This window comes from Saccharothrix stipae (genome assembly GCF_054781895.1).
Map to the genome: position 1 here is coordinate 224,496 of NZ_BAAGTN010000017.1, position 21,130 is coordinate 245,625.

The window sequence follows — 21,130 nt, forward strand, 5'->3', positions numbered from 1 at the left end:
GGCTCCTCACGAACGGCTTACCAGCGAGCGCAGGAAGAACGCGACGTTGGCCGGCCGCTCGGCGAGCCGGCGCATCAGGTACCCGTACCACTGCTCGCCGAACGGCACGTAAACGCGCACGACGTGCCCCTCCGCGGCGAGGTGCTGCTGCTCGCCCGGCCGGACGCCGTAGAGCAGCTGGAACTCGAAGTCCTCGACCGACTTGCCGTACCAGCGGGCGCGTTCGGAGACGATCTCGATCAGGCGCGGGTCGTGGGTGGCGAACATCGGGTAACCGGAGCCGGCCAGCAGCACGTTGGCGCAGCGCACGTAGTTGAGGTCGACCTCGTGCGGGTCGACGTAAGCCACCGACGCCGGTTCGGCGTACGCGCCCTTGCACAGCCGGACGCGCGTGCCCGCGAGCTCGCGGACGTCGTCCAGGGTGCGGCGCAGGTACGCCTGGAGCACCGCGCCGGTCGACGGCCAGTGGCGGCGCAGTTCGGCGAGCACGCGCAGGGTGGCGTCGGTGGTGGTGTGGTCCTCCATGTCGAGGGTGACCGTGGTGTTCGCCTGTTCGGCGGCGGCGCAGATGCGGGAGGCGTTGTCCAGCGCGAACGTCTCGCCGAGGGCCAGGCCGACGGCGGACAGCTTCACGCTGACCTCGGCGTCCGGGGCGAGGCCGCCGTCGTGCAGCTGGTCGAGCAGGTCCAGGTACGCGCGCACGGTGCGTTCGGCGGTGGTGCGGTCGGTGGTGTCCTCGCCGAGGTGGTCGAGGGTGACGCGCAGGCCGTCGCCGATCAGCCGTCCGGTCGCGTCGATCGCGTCGGCGGTGGTCTCGCCCGCCACGAACCGGCGTACCACGTCACGGCTGACGGGGGCGGTCGCGACGACCCGGCGCACCACGTCGTTGCCCGCGGCGGCGAGGATCAACGTGCGCAACGGGTTCACGATCAAGACCCTAGCCGCTGATCGGCGCGGGAGCGGGTGCGAGTTCACACCCCGGCCGCCTGAGCGTTGAATTCGGGGGTCCTGAACGTAGGACACGCGCGTTCTGAACGTAGGACACGCGCGGGCTGGAGGTTGGACTCTCGCGGGGGTCAGAGGTGGAGGCGGGCGAAGAGGAGGGATTCGGCCAGGAGTTCGACGCGGTCGGCGGCGGTGCGGGCGCGGCGGGTGTTGATCTCCAGCACGACCTGGCCGGTGAAGCCGGTGCGGATCAGGTGGGCCAGCAGCTCGGCGCACGGCTGGGTGCCGCGGCCGGGCACCAGGTGCTCGTCCTTCGGCAAGCCGGAGCCGTCGGCCAGGTGCACGTGGGTCAGCCCGTCGCCCATGCGCTTGGCCAGCTCCATCGCGTCCACGTGCGCGGCCGAGGCGTGCGACAGGTCCAGCGTGTAGTTCCGGTGACCCACGTCGGTCGGGTCGATCGACGGCCGGAACGCCGTCACCTGCACCGACCGCCCCCGCCCGAGCGGGCGGCGCACCGGGAACATGTTCTCCACCGCGATGGCGACGCCGCTGGCGTCCTCCAACGACGCGACCAGGTCGGCGAACCCGTCCGCGTACCGCCGCTGCCACGCGAACGGCGGGTGCAGCACGACCGTCCGCGCACCCAGGTCGACGGCCGCCTGGACGCTGCGCCGCAACCGCTCGGACGGGTCCGGCGACCACACCCGCTGGCTGATCAGCAGGCACGGCGCGTGCACGGCCAGCACCGGCACCCCGTAGCGCTTCGACAGCCGGTCCACCGCCCGCACGTCCTGGCTCACCGGGTCGGCCCACACCATGACCTCGACGCCGTCGTAACCCAGCTCCGACGCCGCCTCGAACGCGGCACCCGCCGGTTGCGGCCAGACGGCCGCGGTGGACAGGCCGACCGGGATCAAGAGTTCACCAGCAGCATCGCCGCCGGCGACACCGTCACGATCAACCCCACCAGCACCGCCAGCACGGTCGTCTGGAGGTCGTCCGCACGGCGGATCTTGCGGACCATCATCACCAGGCCGACCGTCACCGCCAGCGCGACCACCAGCGCGGCGGGCGCGGCCGTGCGCCACAGGAAGTTGAAGCCCAGCCACAGCGCCGCGCCGCCGATCACGCCGACCGCGAGCTGGCCGAGCATGACCAGCCACTCCTTGCCCGCCGAGCGTTCGGCGGGGCGTTCGTCGTCCTCGTCGTCGACGTCGGCCAGCCCGGCGGGCTCGTCGTCGTCCAGGTCGCGGCGCTTGAAGTCGCGGCGCGGCGGGTAGTCGTCGTCCTCGTCTTCCTCGTCGAGGTCGACGTACGGGTGGAACGCGGTGCTCTCCTGCTCGACGACCTCTTCGGGCTCGTCGTCGCCGAACCAGTCCTCGGCGGACTGGTCGGGCAGCGGCTCGGGCAGCCGGGGCGGGGCGGGCGGCACGATCAGCACCGACTCGGTCGGCAACGACTCCAGCGGCACGTTCGGCGTGAGCTTGTCGGTGATGCGCGGCATCACCTCGGTCACCGGCTCGCGACCGGGCACACCGACAGGAGTCACCCCCGGCGGCTTCAACCCCGGCGGCGGCACCGCGGGCGGCACCGGGCGCACCAGGTTCGAGCGCGACGGCTCGGGCTTGACCGGCGGTTTCGGCAGGTTGGGCCGGGACGGCTCGCCCTGGTAGTCGGCCACGATCGGCGGCACGACCCTGGTCTCCTCGGCCGGGTCGACGTCGGGCGCCCGTCTGCGCCCGGACTCGACCTTCGGCGGCTCCAGCCGCGACACGTCCGGCCGGGACAGGTCCGACCGGGACCCCGGCTCCACCCTGGGCGGCGCCTGCGGTTCGGGGCGCGGCGCCGACGGCTTCGGCCGGGACATCGGGGGCGGCGCGATCGGCGGCTGGTAGGCCGTGCGCTCGGCCTCGACGGAGCGCTGCCGCTGCGGCAGCGCGGGCGCGGCGGGCGGCTCGGGCTCGTCGCGGACCGGCAGCATGCTGCCGCTGTCGGAGTTGATCCGGTCGATGATGGCCTGCGGAGCCGTGTCCGAGGCCTCTTCGGCACGGCGCCGTCGCCGACGCGGCGTCACCTCGCCGGAGCCCCCGCCGTACTGGGCGAGCAACTCCGCGACGGTGCGCTGGGTCTGCTCCGACTCGCTCTCTCGACTCATCAACTCCACCGTGCCCCGTGGCGGCCAGTCCGTCCAGTGTCACCCGTCCGGCGGGTGCGGTCCGGCGGGGTGGTCAGGTCCGAGCCATTAGTGTGGTCCAGCCGACGCAGGATGACACCTTCCCGCAGTGCCCAGGGGCAAATCTCCAGCTCGCCGAGTGACAGGGCTCGCATCGTGGCCTCGGCCACCAGAGCACCCGCCACCAACTGGTGAGCACGGCTGGCGCTCACCCCTTCGAGCTCGGCCAGGTCCGCCGCGGACATCCGGGAGATGAACGCGATGAGCTGCCGCAGGCCCGCATCGGTGAGCACGCGCCGCGCCCGCGGCCCGGCCGACGACGGCGCCGCGCCGGTCAGCCGGGCCAGCGTGCGGAACGTCTTCGACGTGGCGACCACTCGATCGGGGGTACCCACTCGGCGGATCTTCTTCACCACCGGCGACAACTGCTCGGCCAGCCACTCGGTCGTCTCGCGCACCTCGGTCCGGCTCGGCGGGTCGTTGCGGAACCGGGTCCGGGTCAGCCTGCCCGCGCCCAACGGCACCGAGAACGCCTCCTCCGGCTCCTCGTCCACGCCGACCGCCAGCTCCAGCGACCCGCCACCGATGTCCAGGCTCAGCAGCCTGCCCGCCGACCAGCCGTACCAGCGGCGCACCGCGAGGAACGTGTAGCGAGCCTCGTCCTCGCCGGTCAGCACTTGGAGGTCGACGCCGGTCTCGCGGCGGACCCGGTCCAGCACCTCGGCCGAGTTGCCCGCCTCGCGCACCGCGGAGGTCGCGAACGCCATCAGGTCCTCGCAGCCCAGCCGCTCCGCCGCCGCCTTGGACGCGGCGACGGTGCGCACCAGCTGGTCGGCGCCCTCGCGCCCGATCATCCCCGAGCCGTCCAGCTGCTCGGCGAGGCGCAGCACGGACTTCTCCGAACTCATCGGCGTCGGGTGGGCACCCCGATGAGCGTCCACCACCAAGAGGTGGACGGTGTTGGACCCGACATCAAGCACCCCTAGGCGCACGCGGTGCACCGTACCTGGTCGGGATGATCAGGATTCGAACTTGTATCCCAGTCCACGCACGGTGACCAGGTGACGCGGCGCCGACGGGTCGGGCTCGATCTTCGAGCGCAGCCGCTTGACGTGCACGTCCAGGGTTTTGGTGTCGCCGACGTAGTCCGCGCCCCACACCCGGTCGATCAGTTGGCCGCGGGTCAACACCCGGCCGACGTTGCGCAGCAGGTACTCCAGGAGGTCGAACTCCTTGAGCGGGAGGCTCACCTCGCCGCCGTCCACGGTCACCACGTGCCGCTCGACGTCCATCCGCACCGGCCCTGCCTCCAGGACCTGCGGCAACAGCTCCTCGGACTCACCGCCGCGGCGCAGCACGGCGCGGATGCGGGCGATCAGCTCGCGCGCCGAGTACGGCTTGGTGACGTAGTCGTCCGCGCCCAGCTCCAGGCCGACGACCTTGTCGATCTCGCTGTCCCGCGCGGTCACCATGATCACCGGCACGGCGGAGCGGGCGCGCAGCTGCTTGCACACGTCGGTGCCGCTCATCCCGGGGAGCATGAGGTCGAGCAGCACGATGTCGGCGCCGTTGCGGTCGAACTCCTCCAACGCCTCCTGGCCGGTGGCCGCGAGCGCCGCGGTGAAGCCCTCCTTGCGCAGCAGGAAGGCGAGCGGATCGGCGAAGGACTCCTCGTCCTCCACGATGAGCACCCTGGTCACAGCTCTCCTCCGTGGTTGCTGCCCGCGCCGCTCGGCACGGGGCTCGCCAGCTCCTGCTGGGGCAGGTCCTGCGTGGGCTCGTCCCCGTCGGGGTGGGCCGGGATGCGCAAGGTGAACGTGGAGCCGGTGCCGGGCAGGCTCCACAGCCTCACCTCGCCGCCGTGGTTGTTGGCGACGTGCTTGACGATCGCCAGGCCGAGACCGGTGCCGCCGGTGGCGCGCGACCGGGCCTTGTCGACCCGGTAGAAGCGCTCGAACACGCGGGTCTGCTGGTCCTCGGCGATGCCGATGCCGCGGTCGGTGACCGCGATCTCGATGAAACCGTCGTCCGCCGACTTGCGGCTGACCGACACCGGGCTGCCCGGCGGCGAGTACGCGACCGCGTTGTCGAGCAGGTTGCTCAACGCGGTGACCAGCAGCGTCCGGTCGCCCTCGACCTCGAGGCCGCTCGGCGCGTCGGTGGAGATCTCGATGCCCGCGGACTCGGCGGCCAGCCGGGACCGGCTCATCGCCTCGTCGATGACCACGTCGACCTCGACCCGGCTGAGCTCCGGCAGCTTCTCCGCGCCCTGCAACCGCGACAGCGCGATCAGCTCGGTGACCAGGGTGCCCAGCCGGGTGGCCTCCTGCATGATCTTGGCGCTGAACCGGCGGACCTCCTCCTGGTCCTCCGCGGCGTCGAGCACCGCCTCGGCCAGCAGCGCGAGCGCGCCGACCGGGGTCTTGAGCTCGTGGCTGACGTTGGCCACGAAGTCGCGCCTGGTCGCCTCCAGCCGCACCGACTCGGACTCGTCGGAGGCGTCGACCACGACGAAGCCCTCGGTGAGCACCTTGACCGCGGCGTGCACGGCCTGCGGCTGGCGGCCCTTGATGACCTCCAGCGAGGACAGGTCGACCGCGATCACGCCACCGTTGCGGCGGGCCATCTCGGCGGCGCGTCTGGCGCGGTCGTCGACGCGGTTGTTGCGCACCACGCCCAGCTCCTCGGCGCGGGCGTTGTGGAGCACGACGTCGCCGAAGCCGTTGAGCACGGCGATGCCGTTGGGTGAGCTGTGCACCACCCTGGCCATGAGGTCGGCGACGGTCAGGCCTTGGGGACGCGTCTCGCGGGTCCGGCCGGTAGTCCGTCCGGCGAGAAACGCACCGCCGCCGATCAGCAGAGCGCCGATCGACAGGACGAGGTAACCCGTTGCGGTCACAAGCGCATCGTAAGCAGGTCAGGGCGGGTGCGGCCTAGTACCGAGGCGTGGTTCGTGACTCCTGTGACACCGTCCGGGACCGATGTTTTCCCGGCAGACGACCTGCGTTCACCCAATCGTGTCCAATTGAGCCGGGTCCTGTTCGGACAGGTGCAGAGCGGCGGAAGCCGGGTTCTCCTCCAGGTGACGAGCGGAGGACGCGCCGGGGGTGCCGGGGGTGCCGGCAGCGCGGAAGAGGCCGGACGGACGAGACGGCGGCACGCGCGCCGGGTGGGACCCTGCGCACGTGCCGCCGTCTCGTGGCGGAGCTGGTGACCGCGCTACGCGCGACCCTGGTTGGCGACCGCCTTGATCGCGTCCGCGGCCGCGTCCGGGTCGAGGTACTCGCCACCCGGCTTGAGCGGCTGGAGCTCGTCGTCCAGCTCGTAGCGCAGCGGGATGCCGGTGGGGATGTTCAGGCCGGCGATCGCCTCGTCGGAGACGCCGTCGAGGTGCTTGACCAGGGCGCGCAGCGAGTTGCCGTGCGCGGCGACGAGGACCGTCCGGCCCGTGCGCAGGTCCGGCACGATCGCGGACTCCCAGTACGGGATCATCCGCTTGACCACGTCCAGCAGGCACTCGGTGAGCGGCAGGTCCGGGCCGAGGTCGGCGTAGCGGGGGTCGCTGTCCTGGCTGAACTCGGTGCCGGGCGCGATCGGCGGCGGCGGGGTGTCGTAGGAGCGCCGCCAGAGCATGAACTGCTCCTCGCCGAACTCCTCCAGCGTCTGCTTCTTGTTCTTGCCCTGGAGCGCGCCGTAGTGGCGCTCGTTGAGCCGCCAGTCCCGGCGGACCGGGATCCAGTGCCGGTCGGCCGCGTCGAGGGCGAGGTTGGCGGTGCCGATCGCCCGCCGCAGCAGCGACGTGTGCACCACGTCGGGCAGCACGCCCGCCTCGCGCAGCAGCACGCCGCCGCGCTTCGCCTCGTGCACGCCCTTCTCCGAGAGGGGGACGTCCACCCAACCGGTGAACAGGTTCTCCGCGTTCCAGACGCTCTCGCCGTGGCGGAGCAGCACCAGGGTTCCGACAGCCATGGGCGTCAGCCTGCCAGATGGGCAGGGCGGGCTCACCCCGGTGGTCGCTGTGATCTTGATCGGTGCAGCGACCGGGCCGGGTCGGGCCTCTCGCGGGCCCGACCCGAAGCCGGATCAGCCGCCGAGGCCGCCGGGGAGGCCGCCGCCCAGACCACCGAGGCCGCCGAGGCCGTTGCTCAGCTGGCCCACCACGGCACCGAGCGCCTGCTGCGCGGCGGCCAGCGGGCTGCCGCCGGGAACGGCGTCCATCGGGGACGCGTTGGCGGCCGGTGCGGCGAGCAGGATGACGGCGGTGGCGCCGGCCGAAACGGCCAGCCTTCCGAGAATGCGCATGCGTGGGTCCTCCGGTGTGTGATTCGCGATTTGCACCCGACATGGTTGTGCTGCGTGACCGGTCCGGCTCGCTGAGTAGCCGACAACAACACCATCGGGTGGTAGTCAGGTCTCAGGGGACGACGATGGGATCGGGTGCAGGCGGGGAGGGGGCGTCCGGTGGCGGAGTGGGACTTCTTCGTCTCCTACACGGCGGCGGACCGGGCGTGGGCGGAGTGGGTGGCCTGGGAGCTCGAAGCCGCCGGCCACCGGGTGCTGGTCCAGGCGTGGGACATGGTGCCGGGCACGGACTGGGTCGGCCGGGTGCAGGACGGCGTGCGCGGCGCGGAACGGACCGTGGCGCTGCTGTCGACGGCGTACCTGGAGTCGCTGCACGGCGCCGCAGAGTGGCGGTCGGCCTGGCGTGACGACCCGTCGGGCGCGGACCGCAGGCTCCTGGTGCTCCGGCTGGACGGGTGCGAGCGGCCCGGGTTGTTGGGCTCGGTGGTGTCGGAGGACCTGTTCGGCGTGGACGAGGCGACCGCGCGGGCACGGTTGCGGCGGGTCGTGCGCGGTGCCGTGGACGGGCGGTTGAAGCCCGCGACGGCGCCGGGCTTCCCCGGCCGGTCGCCGGAGCCGGTCGGTCGATCGGCGGCGCCGGAGTTCCCGGGCGCGTGGCCCGCGGTGTGGCACGTGCCGCCGCGCAACCCGAACTTCACCGGCCGGGCCGAGGCGTTGGCGCGGCTGCACGAGTCGGTGCGGTCGGGCGGCGCGGTGGCGGTGCACGGCCTCGGCGGTGTCGGCAAGTCGGAGCTGGTGGTCGAGTACGCGCACCGCTTCGCCCGCGACTTCGACGTCGTGTGGTGGATCCCGGCCGAGCAGCCCGCGCTCATTCCCGACCACCTGGCCGAGCTCGGTGCCGCGTTGGGCGTGGTTGGTCACGTCGACCGGACCGCGTTGGCGGCCGAGCTGCGGACGCGCCGCTGGCTAATGGTGTTCGACAACGCCGAAGACCCGGCCGAGGTCCGCGCACACCTGCCCGCGGCCGACGGCCGGGTGCTGATCACCACCCGGCGCGGCGGCTTCCGCGCGTTGGGCCCGGTGCTGGACGTGGACGTGCTCGACCGGCCGGAGAGCGTGGCGCTGCTGCGGCGACGCCTGCCGTCGGTGTCGGACGCCTCGGCCGCCGCGCTCGCCGAGCTGCTCGGCGACCTGCCGCTGGCGGTCGAGCAGGCGTCGGCCTACCTGGACACCACGGGCCTGCCGGTCACCGCGTACCTGGACCTGTTGCGGACCCGTGCCGCGGAGGTGATCGGCCGCGGGCGGGCGGCGGGCCGGGAGCGCACGCTGGCCACGTTGTGGGACCTCTCGCTGGCCGAGGTGGCCGAGCACCACCCGGCGGCGGCCCGGCTGCTGGAGCTGCTGGCGTGGCCGGCGCCCGAACCGGTGCCGCTGGAGCTGTTCACCGAGCACGCCGGCCTGCTGCCCGCGCCGCTGTCGGACGTGGCGGCGGACCCGCTCGCGCTGGCCGACGCGGTCGGCGCGCTGGTCGACCGGTTCCTGGTGCGGCGCACGGACGACGACGTGACCATCGCCCACCGGTTGCTCCGGGAGTCGCTGCGCGCACGGCACGCCGACCGTGCCACCGCCACCCTCGCGCACGACCTGCTCGCGTCCCACCTGCCCGCGCGCATCGTGGGCACGCCGGAGAGCTGGCCGCGGTGGCGCGCCCTGCTCACGCACGTCCTGGCGGTCTGCGACGAGGTCGCCGCGGCGGTGATCGGCGCACCCGACCGCACCGCGTGGCTGCTCGACCGCGCCGCCACGTTCCTCCAGACCCAGGGCAGGTTGGACGAGGCGCTGCCGCTGTTCCGGCGGGCGTTGCGGATCACCGAGCAGGAGCACGGCCCCGAGCACCCGGGCGTGGCGGCCGGGTCGCACAACCTCGGCCTGGTGCTGCGCCGCCTCGGCCACCACCGGGAGGCCCGTGAGCTGCTGGAACGCGCGCTGGCCGGCACCGAGGCGGCGTCCGGCCCGGACCACCCGGAAGTGGCGAGCGTGCTGAACGCCCTCGGCCTGTCCCTGATCGACGCCGACCGCGCCACCGACGCGCTGCCGCTGCTGGAACGCGCGTTGGCCATCGACCGGGCGCACTACCCGCCCGACCACCCCGCGCTCGCCACCAGCCTGAACAACCTGGGACTGGCCCTGCACGGGGTGGGCCGGACCGAGGAGGCGCGGGTGGTGCTGGCCCGGGCCGTGGCCACCCAGGAGGCGGCCTCCGGCCCCGACCACCCCGAGGTGGCGATCCGGCTGAGCAACCTGGGCCTGGCCACCCTCGCCCTGGGCCGCCCCGCCGAGGCCCGCCCACTGCTGGAACGCGCACTGGCCATCGACACCGCCACCTACGGCACGACCCACCCGATCGTCGCCGCCCGCCTGAACAACCTCGGCTCCCTGCTGCACGACATGGGCCTGCACCACGACGCCCGCCCACTGCTGGAACAAGCCGTCACCGCCGCTGAAGCCTCCTACGGCCCCCACCACCCGGCCGTCACCGTCCGCCTGAAAAACCTCGCCGCCGTCCTCCGCGCCCTGAACCTGCCCCACGAAGCCGAACCACTGGAACAACGGGCCAGAACCCCACCGCGACCGGAACCCCCGACATCGTGACCGCCGCCGGGGCCCGGTCGACGGCTCAGGCCGACGCGCCTGCCTCGCGGGCGCGGAGGTCCTTGCGGAGGATCTTGCCCGCGGCCGACTTCGGGATCGCTTCGATGAACTCCACGACCCTCACCTTCTTGTGCGGTGCGACCTGGGAGGCGACGAAGGTCATCACGGCGGACTCGTCCAGGGCGGTGCCCGGTTGGCGGACGATGAAGGCCTTCGGCACTTCCTCGCCTTCGTGGTCGCGCACGCCGACCACGGCGGCGTCGGCGATCTCCGGGTGGGTCAGCAGCAGGGCTTCCAGCTCGGCCGGCGGCACCTGGTAGCCCTTGTACTTGATCAGCTCCTTGACCCGGTCGACGATGCTGACCAGGCCCCGCTCGTCGATCACCGCCACGTCGCCGGTGTGCAGCCAGCCCTCGGCGTCGAGGGTGGCGGCGGTGGCATCGGGGTTGTTCAGGTAGCCCTTCATCACGTTCGGGCCGCGGCACCACAGCTCGCCGCGCTCGCCGACACCCACGTCCTCGCCGGTGGCCGGGTCCACGAAGCGGCACTCCATGTTCGGCGCGATCACGCCGACCGTGCCCACGGAGATGTCGTCGCGGCCGTCCGGGATCGCGTGGCTGACCGGGCTCATCTCGGTCATCCCGTAGCCCTGCGAGACGCGGCACCCGAGGCGCTTGGCGACCGCCGCCGCGAGGTCCACGTCCAGCGGCGCGGCGCCGGAGAAGATCGTGTCGATGCCGGACAGGTCGTACTGGTCGACCAACGGGTGCTTGGCCAGCGCCACCGCGACCGGCGGTGCGATGTAGACCCGGTCGGTCCGGTGGTCCTGGATCACCCGGAGGAACTCGGGCAGGTCGAACTTCGGCAGCGTCACGACCGTGCCGCCGACGTGCAGGCCGTTGTTCATCAGCACCTGCATGCCGTAGATGTGGAAGAACGGCAGCACGGCGAGGATCTTCGTCTCCTCGCCCACCCGCAGCAGCGGCCCGCACTGGACGATGTTCGCCACCAGGTTGCGGTGCGTCAGCATCACGCCCTTGGCCCGACCGGTCGTGCCGGACGAGTACGGCAGCACGGCCACGTCCTCGGCCGGGTCGATGGAGACCTCCGGCGTCGGCTCGGAGTTGGCCAGCAACGACGACAGGCTGGGGTAGCCCTCGGCGGTGTCGAGCACCACCACGTCCGAGATCCCGGCCTTCTCCGCGCCCGGCGCCGCGTTCGGCAGCAGCACGGACACCGTGAACAGCATCTTGGCGCCCGCGTCGGTCAGCTGGTGCGCGACCTCGTCGGCGGTGTAGAGGGCGTTGATGGTGGTCGCGGTCGCGCCGGCGCGCAGGATGCCGTGGAACACGACGGCGTAGAACGGGGTGTTCGGGCTGAGGATGCCGACGACGTCGCCCTTGCCGATCCCCCTGGCGGCCAGCGCGGCGGCCAGTCGATCGACCGCCCCGACCAGTTGGCGGTAGGTCAGTGACGCGCCCGAGGTGCCGTCGACCAGGGCGACCCGGTCGGCGCGCTCACCGAGGTCGGCGAACAGCAACTCGTGCAGCGAGACGTCCGGGACCGCGACATCGGGGAACGGACTGCGGAAGACCATGCGGCTGCCTCATTCATCCAGGGGGCGGGCTGCCGCCATCGTGAGTCACGCCACATCGCTGGTCAAGGCAGTCGGCAATCCCGCTACAGCGTTACTTAACTCGGCTAAGAACACACGAATGGACTAGCGCGGCCCCTTGTGGTGGGAGCCGGCCATCTGCCAAGTTGGCAGAGCTCCGCGGGTCGCGTTCCGACGCACTCCGAACGACCCGCGCGGCACGACCGCGGTTCGCCATCCCCCCGTCGAACCGCGGCCCGCTGGGAAACCCGGGCTCCCCCCGCCCGGATCCGTTTCAGCGGGGACTGACGCGGAGCGGCTTGAACTTGCGACTCCCCCTCTCTCCCAAGCCGCTCCGCGCTCCCGCGCGATGTTGCTCCGGTGGACGTCTCGCCGGCGACCACCGCTCGAACGGTGGCTTACGGCGTGCTCGACGAGGCGATCGGCGGCGGGGTGACCGCGCTGCGCCGGCGACGACGCCACCACAGGTAGGCGAAGGTCGGCACGCCCAGCACCACCGCGAACGGCAGCACGCCGCCCAGCACCACGAGCAGCCAGCCGAACGCGCTCACCAGCGCCTTCCAACCGCCGGCGAACGCGTCCAGGAAGTCGTTCTCCTCGCGCACGGGCGCCGGCTCGCCGGTGGCCGAGATGACCACGTTCAGCGTCGACATGGCGACCTGGCCCTTGAGCGTCTCGTACCGGCGCTGCAACGACTCCAGCTCGGACTGCCGCTTGGTCAGCTCCGCCTCGATGTCGGTGATCTCCGCCGTGCTCCCGGCCCGCTCCAGCAGCCCGCGCACCCGCTCCACGCTGGCCCGCTGGTTGGCCAGCCTGGCCTCGATGTCGACGAGCTGCTCGGTCACGTCCTCGGTCTTGAGCTCGCGCTTGCCGACCTCGACGCCCTCCAGCCCGGTGATGGCCTCCAGCACGCCGTCCAGCCGGTCGCCGGGCACCTTCAGCGTCACCGAGGCCCGGTTGGCCTGCGAGCTCTCCTGCGCCGAGTACCCGCCCGCCGCGATGACCAGGTCCTTGACCTCGGACAGCACCTCGGTGGCGTCCGGCGCGCGGAGCTCGACCGTCGCGTTGCGCACGAGCTGCCGGTTCAGCTGCGCCGACGAGCCCGCCTGCTGCGCCTGGCCGGACTGGTCCTGACCCGACTGCGCCTCGCCCGCCTGGCCCTTGCCCGCGGCGTCCTTCGGTGTGCCACCCAGCATCGCGTTGTCCTGCGGCGCCATCGCCGGCGCGTCGGCCGACGTCCCCGCCGAGTTCGACGCGCACCCGGCCAGCACGACCACCGCGAACGCGGCGACCACCAACCCCACCCGTCTGCCCATGTGTCCCTCCCTGGTTCCCGGTCACCGGTGGGACGGGGCGCGGGCTCACCCCCGTTGCGCGGCGGTGATCACGATTCGGACACCAGGTGCCGGAACGCCTGGAGGTTGGCCAGCGACTCGCCGCGCGAGACCCGCCAGTCCCACTCCCGCTTGATGGCGCCCGCGAAGCCGATCTCCAGCAGCGCGTTGAAGTCGCCGTCGGCGGCCTCGACCACCTGCCCGAGCACGCGGTCCAGCTCGTCGGGCGTCACGGCGTGCGGCGCGATCCGGCCGACCAGGTAGATGTCGCCGGTCGTGTCGATCGTGTAGTGCACGCCGTAGAGCTTGGCGTTGCGCCGCAACAGGAACCGGTAGACGTCCTCGTGCGCCTCGTCCGGCTTGCGGCACACGAACGCCTCGACCACCAGCGCGTGCCTGCCGACCACCAACCAGCAGTTCGTCTGGAGCTTCTTGGTGCCGGGCAGGGTCACGAAGAACCGGCCGGGCTCCTTGCTCTCGTAGCGCAGCTCCCGGTCGTCCAGCGTGGACCGGATGACGTCGTCCAGGCTCAAGCGAAGACCTCCTCGCGGAACACGTCGCGTGCTTCGGCGTACCCCGCGAGGAGTGAATCAGTCGTGCGGTCCCAGGAGAACCGGCGGGCGTGGCCCACGGTGTTGCCGGCCAGCTCCTCCCGGCGCGCGGGGCTCAGCGCGATGTCGGACAGCGCCCGCGCCCACGGCCCGGCGTCGTGGCCGTCCACCAGCGCGCCGGACACGCCGTCGCGCACCGCCACCGGCAGCCCGCCGACGGCCGCCGCCACGACCGGCGTGCCGCACGCCTGCGCCTCCAGCGCGACCAGGCCGAACGACTCGTTGTAGCTGGGCACGGCGACCACGTCGGCGGCCCGGTAGACCCGCGCCAGCGCCTCGCCGCCCTGCGGCGGCAGGAACCGCACGACATCGGAGATCCGCAGTTCGGCCGCCAGCCGGACCAGCTCGTCGGGCGTCCTCATGCCCGAACCGGACGGCCCGCCGACGACCAGCACCACCAGCCGCGACCGCAGCCCGGGGTCGCGCACCACCATCTCGGCCGCCGCGCGCAGCAGCACGTCCGGCGCCTTCAACGGCTGGATGCGCCCCACGAACGCGAGCACGACGGAGTCCGGCCGCAGCCCCAACGCGGTCCGCGCGCCGTCCCGGTCACCGGGTGCGAACCGCTCCAGGTCCACGCCCGGTGGCACGACCAGCACCTTCGCCGGGTCGGCCTCGTACAGCTTGACCAGCTCGGCGGCCTCGACGTCGGTGTTGGCGACCAGCCGGTCGGCCTCGGCGACCACCTGCTCCTCGCCGATCACCCGCATCCGCGGCTCGGGCGTGTCGTCCGCCGCCAGCGCCAGGTTCTTCACCTTGGCCAGGGTGTGCGCGGTGTGCACCAGCGGCACGGCCCAGCGCTCCCGGGCCAGCCAGCCGACCTGCCCGGACAGCCAGTAGTGCGAGTGCACGACGTCGTAGTGCCCGGGCTCGTGCCGTGCCTCGGCCCGCAGCACGCCCGCCGTGAACGCGCACAGCTGACCCGGCAGCTCCTCCTTGCCCAGGCCCTCGAACGGCCCCGCCACCACGTGCCGCACGTGCACGCCCGGTGCCAGTTCGGCGACCGGCGGCAGCTCCGAGGACGTGGCCCGGGTGAAGATCTCCACCTCGATGCCGCGCTGCGCCATCCGCGTCGCGGTCTGCACGATGTAGACGTTCATGCCGCCCGCGTCGCCCGTGCCGGGCTGCTCCAGCGGCGAGGTGTGCACCGAGAGCACCGCGACCCGCTTCACCGGGAGACCTCGGCGACGAACCCGGCGAGGTCGGCGGCGAACCGCTCGGGTCGTTCCAGGAACGGCGCGTGGCCGGTGCGGTCGTAGCGGCGCAAGTCGGCTCCGGGGATCAGGGCCGCCGCGTACTCCCCGGCAGCCGGGTCGACCACCTCGTCGGCGGTGCCGTGCACCACCAGTGTCGGCTTGTCCACCGCCTTCAGCACGGCGGCGCTGTCCACGTCACGCCGGAACATCTCGCCGCGCACCCGCGGCGGCACCCGCAGCGCCGTGCCCAGCAGGCGTTGCACCAGCTCACCGGGCAGCCCGGGGGCCTGGTCGCGGCAGAACTCGGCCAACGCGGGCACGGCCACCGCCGGGTCCTCCGACAGCGAGCCGGCCAGGGTGGCCTTCGACAACCGCCCGGTGACCCCGCCGGGCCGGTCGCGCCCGAGCTCGGTGATCGCCCCGACCAGCACCAGCCCGTCGACGCCGGCCGTGCCGTGCGCACGCAGGTAGTCGGCGATCACCAGCCCGCCGTAGGACCACCCGACCAGCACCGCGGGCCGACCGACGTGGTCGAGCACCGCCTTGAGGTCGGCCGCCCAGCACGCCGAGTCGCGGTAACCGCCCTCGGTGACCTCGGACTCGCCGTGCCCGCGCAGGTCCGGCGCGTAGCAGCGCAACGACGGAGCAGGCGGCCACACCTCCCCGGACTGCGCCCATCCGTGCACCAGCACGACCGCGGGGGCGTCCGCCGGGCCGGACTCGCGGACCGACAGCCGGACGCCCTCGGCGTCGAGGAGAGTGTTCTGCACGACCTACGACAACGCGCGGGTCAACCCATCGCTTCCCGAAGCAAGCGAATTTCCGCCATCGAGCCCGACCTCACAGGGCCGACATCGTCTGCCACTGCGCCCACGGGATCTGCCAGTCGTACCAGTCGTACTGCGCCGGCAGCGTCATGACCGCCCCCGTCACCTCGACCGGGTCGCCGACCAACGCGCTGTCGTAGTAGGCCTTGGCGTCCGCTTCCAGCAGGTTCGCGCACCCGTGCGAGGTGTTGTTCTTGCCGATGTTGGCCGCGTTGTCGTTGTTCTCGTGGATGAACTCGCCGTGGTTGGAGATCCGCACGGCCCACTTCTTGACCACGTTGGTGTAGCCGTAGCGCGGGTTGTCGAAGCTGAACTGCGGGTCCTTCTGCATGACCACGAACGTGCCGTTCGGCGTGTTCAGCTCCGGGTCGTCGTCCCTGCCGAACGACGCCGGGTAGGTCGCCACCGTCTGGCCGTCGCGCTGCACCACGAGCTGGTGCGACGGCGTGTCGATCTTCACGACCTGGTTGCGGCCGATGGTGAAGTCGCTGGTCACGTCCGCGCGGCCGTACGCGCCGCCGCCGTAGGGCACGCCGTACAGCTTCGCCTCGACGTGGATCTGGGTGTTCGCGGGCCAGTAGGTCTCCGGCCGGTAGTGCACCGAGCGGGAGTTCAGCCACGCCCAGCTGCCCTGCACGCCGGCGGAGTTGGTCACGCTGAGCGCCTTCTCCACGGTGGCCCGGTCCGCGACGTCGGCGTCGAACTCGACCTTGATCGGGACCGCGACGCCCATCGTCTGGTTGTCGCCGGGGAACAGCGTGGCGCGCACCTGGCTCGCCGGGTTCAGGGTGGTGAACGCGCCCTTCAGGTCGACCGGCCTGCCGTCGGTGCCGGTGGCCCGGCCCGCGTAGGTGTAGCTCTTGCCGAAGCCGAGCGGCTCGGTGCTGGCCCAGGACTTCTTGTCCTCGGCGAGCTTGCCCGCGACGGGCTTGCCCTCCGGGTTGGTGACCGTGACCTGGTCGATGGCGCCCTCGGCGACGGTGACCTGCACCGGCACGTTCACCGGCACGTCCGTGGCGCCGTCGGCGGGCGCGGTGGTGAACTTGGCCACCGGCGGGTTGTCGCCGCCGACCGGTTTGGCCGAGCCGGGTTCGACCTGGGCCGAGCAGCCGGCCAGCAGGGCCAAGCCGAGCAGCAGAGCAGCCAATCTCCTGTGCACGTTACGACCTCCCGATCGAAGGACGCGCCACCCGACTTCCGGTGCGGGTGAGCTGTGTCACACACCTAGGATCGCCGATGTGAACCGTCCTATCGCAGTCGTTACCGGAGCCAGTGCGGGTATCGGCGAGGCCACCGCCCGCAGGCTCGCCGCCGAGGGCTTCCACGTGGTGCTCGGTGCCCGGCGGGTCGACCGCCTCAAGGTTATCGCGGATGAGATCGGCGGCACGGCGGTGGAGCTGGACGTGACCTCCGCACCGTCGGTGGAGGCGTTCCTGGAGGCCGTGCCCGCGGCCCGGGTGCTGGTCAACAACGCGGGCGGCGCGCGTGGCCTGGCGACCGTGGCCGAGGCCGACGAGGAGCACTGGCGGTGGATGTGGGAGACGAACGTGCTGGGCACGTTGCGGGTCACCAAGGGCCTGCTGCCCAAGCTCGTCGACTCCGGTGACGGGCACGTGGTGACGGTGACCTCGGTCGCCGCGTACGAGGCCTACGACAACGGCTCCGGGTACACCTCGGCCAAGCACGCCCAGTCGGCGCTGCACCGGACGTTGCGCGGTGAGCTGCTCGGGCAGCCGGTGCGGGTGACCGAGGTCCTGCCGGGCATGGTGGAGACGGACTTCTCGGTGAACCGGTTCGACGGCGACGCCGAGCGGGCCGCCGCCGTCTACCAGGGCGTGACGTCCCTGACCGCGGACGACGTGGCGGACGTGATCGCGTTCGCGGTGACCCGGCCGGCGCACGTGAACCTCGACCAGATCGTGCTCAAGCCCCGCGCGCAGGCGTCGGCGACCCGCGTGCACCGGGGGTGAGCAGGTCCACGTCGAGCTGGTCGAGCACCGGGCCGATGGGGTTGGCGAACCCCCGGTCCGGGCTGCCGCCGCAGTAGAGGCCGACCACCCGGTTCGCGTCGTCCAGCAGCACGGCGCCCGAGTCGCCGTGGTCGGCGAAGCGCGGCGTCTCGATGCGGATCTGGTCGTGCAGGGTGCGCACGCCCAGCCCGACGCCGAAGTCGAGCGTGATCACGGCATCCGTGGACGCCACCACGCCCTCGGTGACGGCGGTCGTCCGGCCGCGCTTGCGCACCCGTTGGCCGACCCGCGCCCGCGCCCGACCGGCGACCGGACCCAGCCCGACCACCTCGGGCCGCGCGCCCGGCGTGGTGAGCATGATCGCGGCGGCGTCCACCTGCCCGGACAGCGCGGCCCGCGCCAACGCGCCCACCCGGTCGCGCACCGGGTGCCCGCCGTCGACGCGGGACGGGTGCACCATCGGGTCGCCGACCGCCCAGGCGTCGTCCACGCAGGCCACGTGGAACGCCGTCAACGCCATCACCAGCCGCCGTCGGCGGGGCGTGACCAGCGCGCCCAGCGTCCCGGCGACCACGTAGTCGTCCACCTCGGCGACGTCGGGCGGCACGAGCCGGACCGCCCGGCTCGGCCCGATGCCGATGCCGCCCGCGAGCGACTCGTGCCGCTCCGCGCCGCTCACGCCCTCCGGTGACGCGATGGTGTGGTGCGGCCAGAACGTGTCCTCGACCACGTCGGTCGGCACGCCGAGCACGTCCGGCGGGATGGTGAACTGGGCGGCGGGTCCCTTGCGGCGGACGAACACGACGATCGCGGCCCGGCCGGTCGACCGGCCGCCGACGGTCTTCACGCCGAGGTCGACCCCCACCACACCGGGCCGGCTCAGGAAGTCGTCCTCGACCAGCTCCTTGATCGGCCTGACGGCCGCGCGATCGTCGTCGGGAAAGGCCATGACGACCTCCAGCGGGTGCCCCTCACTCCATGAAACGCGCGTAGTGAGGATTCGTCACACGGAGTCACCCGTTCGGCCGTTCGGCGGTTCGAGCTGTTCCCGGATCGCGGCGGCCTCCGCAGGCCGCCCCAGCGCCGTGAGCACGTCCACCAAGGTGGACACCGCCTCGCGCCGAAGGGCCTCGACGTCGGCCCGGCCGCGGGCGAGGAGCCGGTCGTGGATCCGCACCGCCTGCCGTGCCGCGTCCAACGCCTCGGGCAACGCGTCCGACCGCGGGCCGGCGGCGACCTGTCCCGCCGCGAGGGACCACAGCGACCGCGCGAGGTCGAGCAGGCGCTGGTCGGTGTCGGTGGCGGCCCGGGCGCGCCGGATCCGCACCGCCTCGCGGGCCGACGCCAACGCCCGGCCCTTGTCGTCGCCGGCCACGACCAGGCTGAACCTCTCCAGGTCGGCGGCCAGCTCCGGCAGGCGCAGCGCGGTGGACCCGGCCAGCTCGCGGCTCAGCTCGACCGCCTCGGCGAGCGCGGCCAGCGCACCCGGCCGGTCACCCGCCACCGTCCGCACGTGGCCGAGCGTGCGCACGCACCTGGCGAGCATGTCCAGGTGGACGGCGCGATCCTCGGCCACCTCCAGCCTGGCCAGCTCCACCGCCTCCGCGGCCCGTGCGACGGCCTCCCGCGACCGCCCGACGGACAGCAGGTCGAGGCTGGAGGTGTTGAGGGTCTCCGCGAGCCGCGGCCGGGCGCCGGGGCCCTCCAGCCGCCGGAACGCGTCCACCGCCAACTCGCCGAGCGTGACGGCCTGGGCCGGGTTCCCCGTGACGGACATCACGGAGTCCAGCTGGTTCAGCGTGAGGGCCACGTACAGCCAGTGCCGCCCGTCCTGCTCGTGCAGCACCCTGAACAGGTCCGCGGCCCGCAACGTGGGCTCGATCGCCTCGTCCGGGCGCCCGGCGTCCAGCAGCGCGCGGCCGAGGTTGAGGGCGGCGATGGCCGCTTCCGTCATCCGGCCCGACGGGCCGCGGTCGCCCAGCCGCTCGAAGATCCGCACCACCTCCCGTGCCGTCTCGACCGCGTCCTCGTGCTCACCCACCTCGCCCAGGCGCACGGTCAGCAAGGACAGCAGGCGCGCCCGCTCGGCGGCCGGCGTGTCGGGCGGGAGCCCGACCACCACGCGCCGCGTGAGCCGCACCACGACGTCGGCCACCTCGACGCGGTTGTCCGTCTGGCGGTCGAGCACCAGCGCGCACAGCTCGCGCGACGCGTGCCGCACGACCAGTTCGAGCAGGGCCGCGCCGGCGCGGTCCGCCAGCCCGGGGTTCCGCTCCAGGAGGCCGAACAGCACCTCGCGCACGTGCTCGTGGCGCTCGGCGGCGGCGGTCAGCACGACCAGGCAACGCCGGTTCGGCGGCACGCGGTCGAACAGCTCGACCGCACGCGGGTCGTCCCGCAGGTGCCGGGCGACGAAGTCCTCGCCGAACCGGTCGGGGCGCAACGGCACCAGGGCGGTCCGGGACGGCGGCGGGTAGAGGGAGGCGTGCCAGTCCAGCAGGTCCGCCACCCCGGCGCGCCCCAGCAACTCGCGGGCGGCTGCGGTGTCCAGCGGACCGTGCAGGGTGGCCAGGAAGACGGCGGTCGCGGCTTCGGCGCGCCGTTCGGCGGGCCAGAACCGGCCCTCGTGGCGGAGCAGGTAGTCCGACAGGCCGGCCGGGTCGGGCTGGCCGTCGTACGCGGCCGCGAGGGCGGCCATGTGCAGGGTCAGCGCCGACCCGTACTCGTCAGCGGACAAGTCGGGCACGGGCAGGTCCGGCACGGGCAGCTCGGGCACGGGCAGGTCGGGTCCGGTGACTTCGCGTCCGGGCCGGCCCAGCACCCGCGCGAAGGCCCTTGCGGCATCGGTGAAAGCTCGGTGCCGGTCGGCGGGCGGCACCAGGTCGCCCAGCTCGACCGGCTCGGGTAACGCCGCGGGCAGGCGGTCCAGCCGGTCGGCCAGCGCGGGCCAGACCGCCGGGGACCGGGCCAGCAGCAGCACCCGGAGCGGACGCCCGGGGAAGTCGACCGGCAACGCGCCGATCATCGTGAGCAGGGTGTCGACGCCCCAGCGCTCGGCGTAGTCGACGACCACGAGCACCGGTCCGGTCCCGGTGGCGGCCGCACCGCCGGGCGCGGACTCGACGGCCTGCGCCACCGCCCAGCCCCGTGCGTGCGCGAACCCCGCGAAGGCGTTGGCCAGCCTGGTCTTCCCGCTCCCGCCCGCGCCGTGGACCAGCAGCACGGACATCGGGGCGTCGTCGGAGAGCCAGCCCTCCAGCCGCCGTTCGACCGCGGGCCGCGACCGGTAGGGCACCACCTCGCGGCGGGTGTCGAGCAGGTAGCTGGGTGTGCGCTGGTGCGCCGGCAACCACGGCGTCCCGCCGGCGCCGACCCACTGGAGCGCGTAACCGGGGCGGGACAGCGCGAGCGTGACGCTGCCCGAGCCGAGCTGCACCACCGGCCCGTGGACCACGGAGTCCGCGATCGTGTTCCGCGTCACCCGGCCATCCCGTCGGTCACCCGA

Annotated in this window: 18 protein-coding genes; 2 read left to right on the top strand and 16 right to left on the bottom strand. The window is 73.1% G+C overall.

The genetic code is table 11. The features are described from left to right. Positions 1 to 6: 6 nt before the first annotated feature. The 8 genes from ACYVLT_RS29020 to ACYVLT_RS29055 form a co-directional block, all read right to left on the bottom strand. Complete coding sequence (locus tag ACYVLT_RS29020) at positions 7 to 927, bottom strand: proline dehydrogenase family protein (RefSeq protein ID WP_461123350.1); 921 nt, start codon at positions 925 to 927, stop codon at positions 7 to 9. Between the two features lie 149 nt (positions 928 to 1,076). After that, the gene (locus ACYVLT_RS29025) at positions 1,077 to 1,862 is read right to left on the bottom strand and encodes a sugar phosphate isomerase/epimerase family protein (RefSeq protein WP_461123351.1); all 786 of its coding nucleotides are present in this window, start codon (positions 1,860 to 1,862) and stop codon (positions 1,077 to 1,079) included. Continuing rightward, positions 1,859 to 3,100: a hypothetical protein gene (locus ACYVLT_RS29030; protein ID WP_461123352.1), complete on the bottom strand. Its 1,242-nt coding sequence runs from the start codon at positions 3,098 to 3,100 to the stop codon at positions 1,859 to 1,861. The genes ACYVLT_RS29025 and ACYVLT_RS29030 overlap by 4 nt, the downstream gene beginning before the upstream one ends. Continuing rightward, a complete protein-coding gene (locus ACYVLT_RS29035) occupies positions 3,100 to 4,110 on the bottom strand; it encodes a Ppx/GppA phosphatase family protein (protein ID WP_461123353.1) in 1,011 nt (336 codons plus the stop codon). The genes ACYVLT_RS29030 and ACYVLT_RS29035 overlap by 1 nt, the downstream gene beginning before the upstream one ends. A 27-nt stretch (positions 4,111 to 4,137) precedes the next feature. Further along, a complete protein-coding gene (locus tag ACYVLT_RS29040; RefSeq protein ID WP_230566366.1) occupies positions 4,138 to 4,818 on the bottom strand; it encodes a response regulator transcription factor in 681 nt (226 codons plus the stop codon). After that, the gene (locus ACYVLT_RS29045) at positions 4,815 to 6,017 is read right to left on the bottom strand and encodes a sensor histidine kinase (RefSeq protein WP_461123354.1); all 1,203 of its coding nucleotides are present in this window, start codon (positions 6,015 to 6,017) and stop codon (positions 4,815 to 4,817) included. Before ACYVLT_RS29045 ends, ACYVLT_RS29040 begins: the two co-directional genes overlap by 4 nt. Before the next feature lie 320 nt (positions 6,018 to 6,337). Further along, positions 6,338 to 7,087, bottom strand: coding sequence for a phosphoglyceromutase (locus ACYVLT_RS29050; protein ID WP_461123355.1), 750 nt, complete (start codon positions 7,085 to 7,087; stop codon positions 6,338 to 6,340). 114 nt (positions 7,088 to 7,201) lie between these two features. After that, on the bottom strand, positions 7,202 to 7,420 hold the full coding sequence (locus tag ACYVLT_RS29055; RefSeq protein ID WP_461123356.1) for a hypothetical protein: 219 nt from the start codon (positions 7,418 to 7,420) through the stop codon (positions 7,202 to 7,204). Positions 7,421 to 7,579: 159 nt separating this feature from the next. Between ACYVLT_RS29055 and fxsT the strand changes: the two genes are divergently transcribed. Beyond that, positions 7,580 to 10,072: an FxSxx-COOH system tetratricopeptide repeat protein gene (gene fxsT, locus ACYVLT_RS29060; RefSeq protein ID WP_461123357.1), complete on the top strand. Its 2,493-nt coding sequence runs from the start codon at positions 7,580 to 7,582 to the stop codon at positions 10,070 to 10,072. Between the two features lie 25 nt (positions 10,073 to 10,097). Here the strand turns inward: fxsT and ACYVLT_RS29065 are convergent, their stop codons facing one another. The 6 genes from ACYVLT_RS29065 to ACYVLT_RS29090 form a co-directional block, all read right to left on the bottom strand. Beyond that, positions 10,098 to 11,669, bottom strand: coding sequence for an AMP-binding protein (locus tag ACYVLT_RS29065; RefSeq protein ID WP_461123358.1), 1,572 nt, complete (start codon positions 11,667 to 11,669; stop codon positions 10,098 to 10,100). 416 nt (positions 11,670 to 12,085) lie between these two features. Further along, positions 12,086 to 13,003 (bottom strand): DUF4349 domain-containing protein, encoded by a 918-nt coding sequence (locus ACYVLT_RS29070; protein ID WP_461123359.1) that lies wholly within the window; start codon positions 13,001 to 13,003, stop codon positions 12,086 to 12,088. Between the two features lie 68 nt (positions 13,004 to 13,071). Continuing rightward, positions 13,072 to 13,554, bottom strand: coding sequence for a type III secretion system chaperone family protein (locus ACYVLT_RS29075; protein WP_461123360.1), 483 nt, complete (start codon positions 13,552 to 13,554; stop codon positions 13,072 to 13,074). Further along, positions 13,551 to 14,804 carry a D-inositol-3-phosphate glycosyltransferase gene (gene mshA, locus ACYVLT_RS29080; protein ID WP_461123361.1) on the bottom strand — a complete coding sequence of 418 codons (1,254 nt, stop codon included), beginning with the start codon at positions 14,802 to 14,804 and terminating at the stop codon, positions 13,551 to 13,553. The genes ACYVLT_RS29075 and mshA overlap by 4 nt, the downstream gene beginning before the upstream one ends. After that, positions 14,801 to 15,598, bottom strand: coding sequence for an alpha/beta fold hydrolase (locus ACYVLT_RS29085; RefSeq protein WP_461123362.1), 798 nt, complete (start codon positions 15,596 to 15,598; stop codon positions 14,801 to 14,803). The genes mshA and ACYVLT_RS29085 overlap by 4 nt, the downstream gene beginning before the upstream one ends. Before the next feature lie 70 nt (positions 15,599 to 15,668). Beyond that, positions 15,669 to 16,814 (bottom strand): L,D-transpeptidase, encoded by a 1,146-nt coding sequence (locus tag ACYVLT_RS29090; RefSeq protein WP_461123363.1) that lies wholly within the window; start codon positions 16,812 to 16,814, stop codon positions 15,669 to 15,671. A gap of 79 nt (positions 16,815 to 16,893) precedes the next feature. Between ACYVLT_RS29090 and ACYVLT_RS29095 the strand changes: the two genes are divergently transcribed. Continuing rightward, positions 16,894 to 17,625 (top strand): SDR family NAD(P)-dependent oxidoreductase, encoded by a 732-nt coding sequence (locus ACYVLT_RS29095; RefSeq protein ID WP_461123364.1) that lies wholly within the window; start codon positions 16,894 to 16,896, stop codon positions 17,623 to 17,625. On the opposite strand, the gene ACYVLT_RS29100 is transcribed toward ACYVLT_RS29095, so the two are convergent. After that, the gene (locus ACYVLT_RS29100) at positions 17,579 to 18,574 is read right to left on the bottom strand and encodes a chymotrypsin family serine protease (RefSeq protein ID WP_461123365.1); all 996 of its coding nucleotides are present in this window, start codon (positions 18,572 to 18,574) and stop codon (positions 17,579 to 17,581) included. The two genes, ACYVLT_RS29095 and ACYVLT_RS29100, sit on opposite strands and share 47 nt — an antisense overlap. A gap of 54 nt (positions 18,575 to 18,628) precedes the next feature. Further along, positions 18,629 to 21,106 carry a hypothetical protein gene (locus ACYVLT_RS29105; protein WP_461123366.1) on the bottom strand — a complete coding sequence of 826 codons (2,478 nt, stop codon included), beginning with the start codon at positions 21,104 to 21,106 and terminating at the stop codon, positions 18,629 to 18,631. Positions 21,107 to 21,130 lie beyond the last annotated feature (24 nt).

Excerpts from the sequence above, each read along its gene's own strand:
- ACYVLT_RS29065 (WP_461123358.1), bottom strand. The coding sequence starts at position 11,669 with ATGGTCTTCCGCAGTCCGTTCCCCGATGTCGCGGTCCCGGACGTCTCG.
- ACYVLT_RS29100 (WP_461123365.1), bottom strand. The coding sequence starts at position 18,574 with ATGGCCTTTCCCGACGACGATCGCGCGGCCGTCAGGCCGATCAAGGAG.
- ACYVLT_RS29030 (WP_461123352.1), bottom strand. The coding sequence starts at position 3,100 with ATGAGTCGAGAGAGCGAGTCGGAGCAGACCCAGCGCACCGTCGCGGAG.
- ACYVLT_RS29055 (WP_461123356.1), bottom strand. The coding sequence starts at position 7,420 with ATGCGCATTCTCGGAAGGCTGGCCGTTTCGGCCGGCGCCACCGCCGTC.
- ACYVLT_RS29050 (WP_461123355.1), bottom strand. The coding sequence starts at position 7,087 with ATGGCTGTCGGAACCCTGGTGCTGCTCCGCCACGGCGAGAGCGTCTGG.
- ACYVLT_RS29070 (WP_461123359.1), bottom strand. The coding sequence starts at position 13,003 with ATGGGCAGACGGGTGGGGTTGGTGGTCGCCGCGTTCGCGGTGGTCGTG.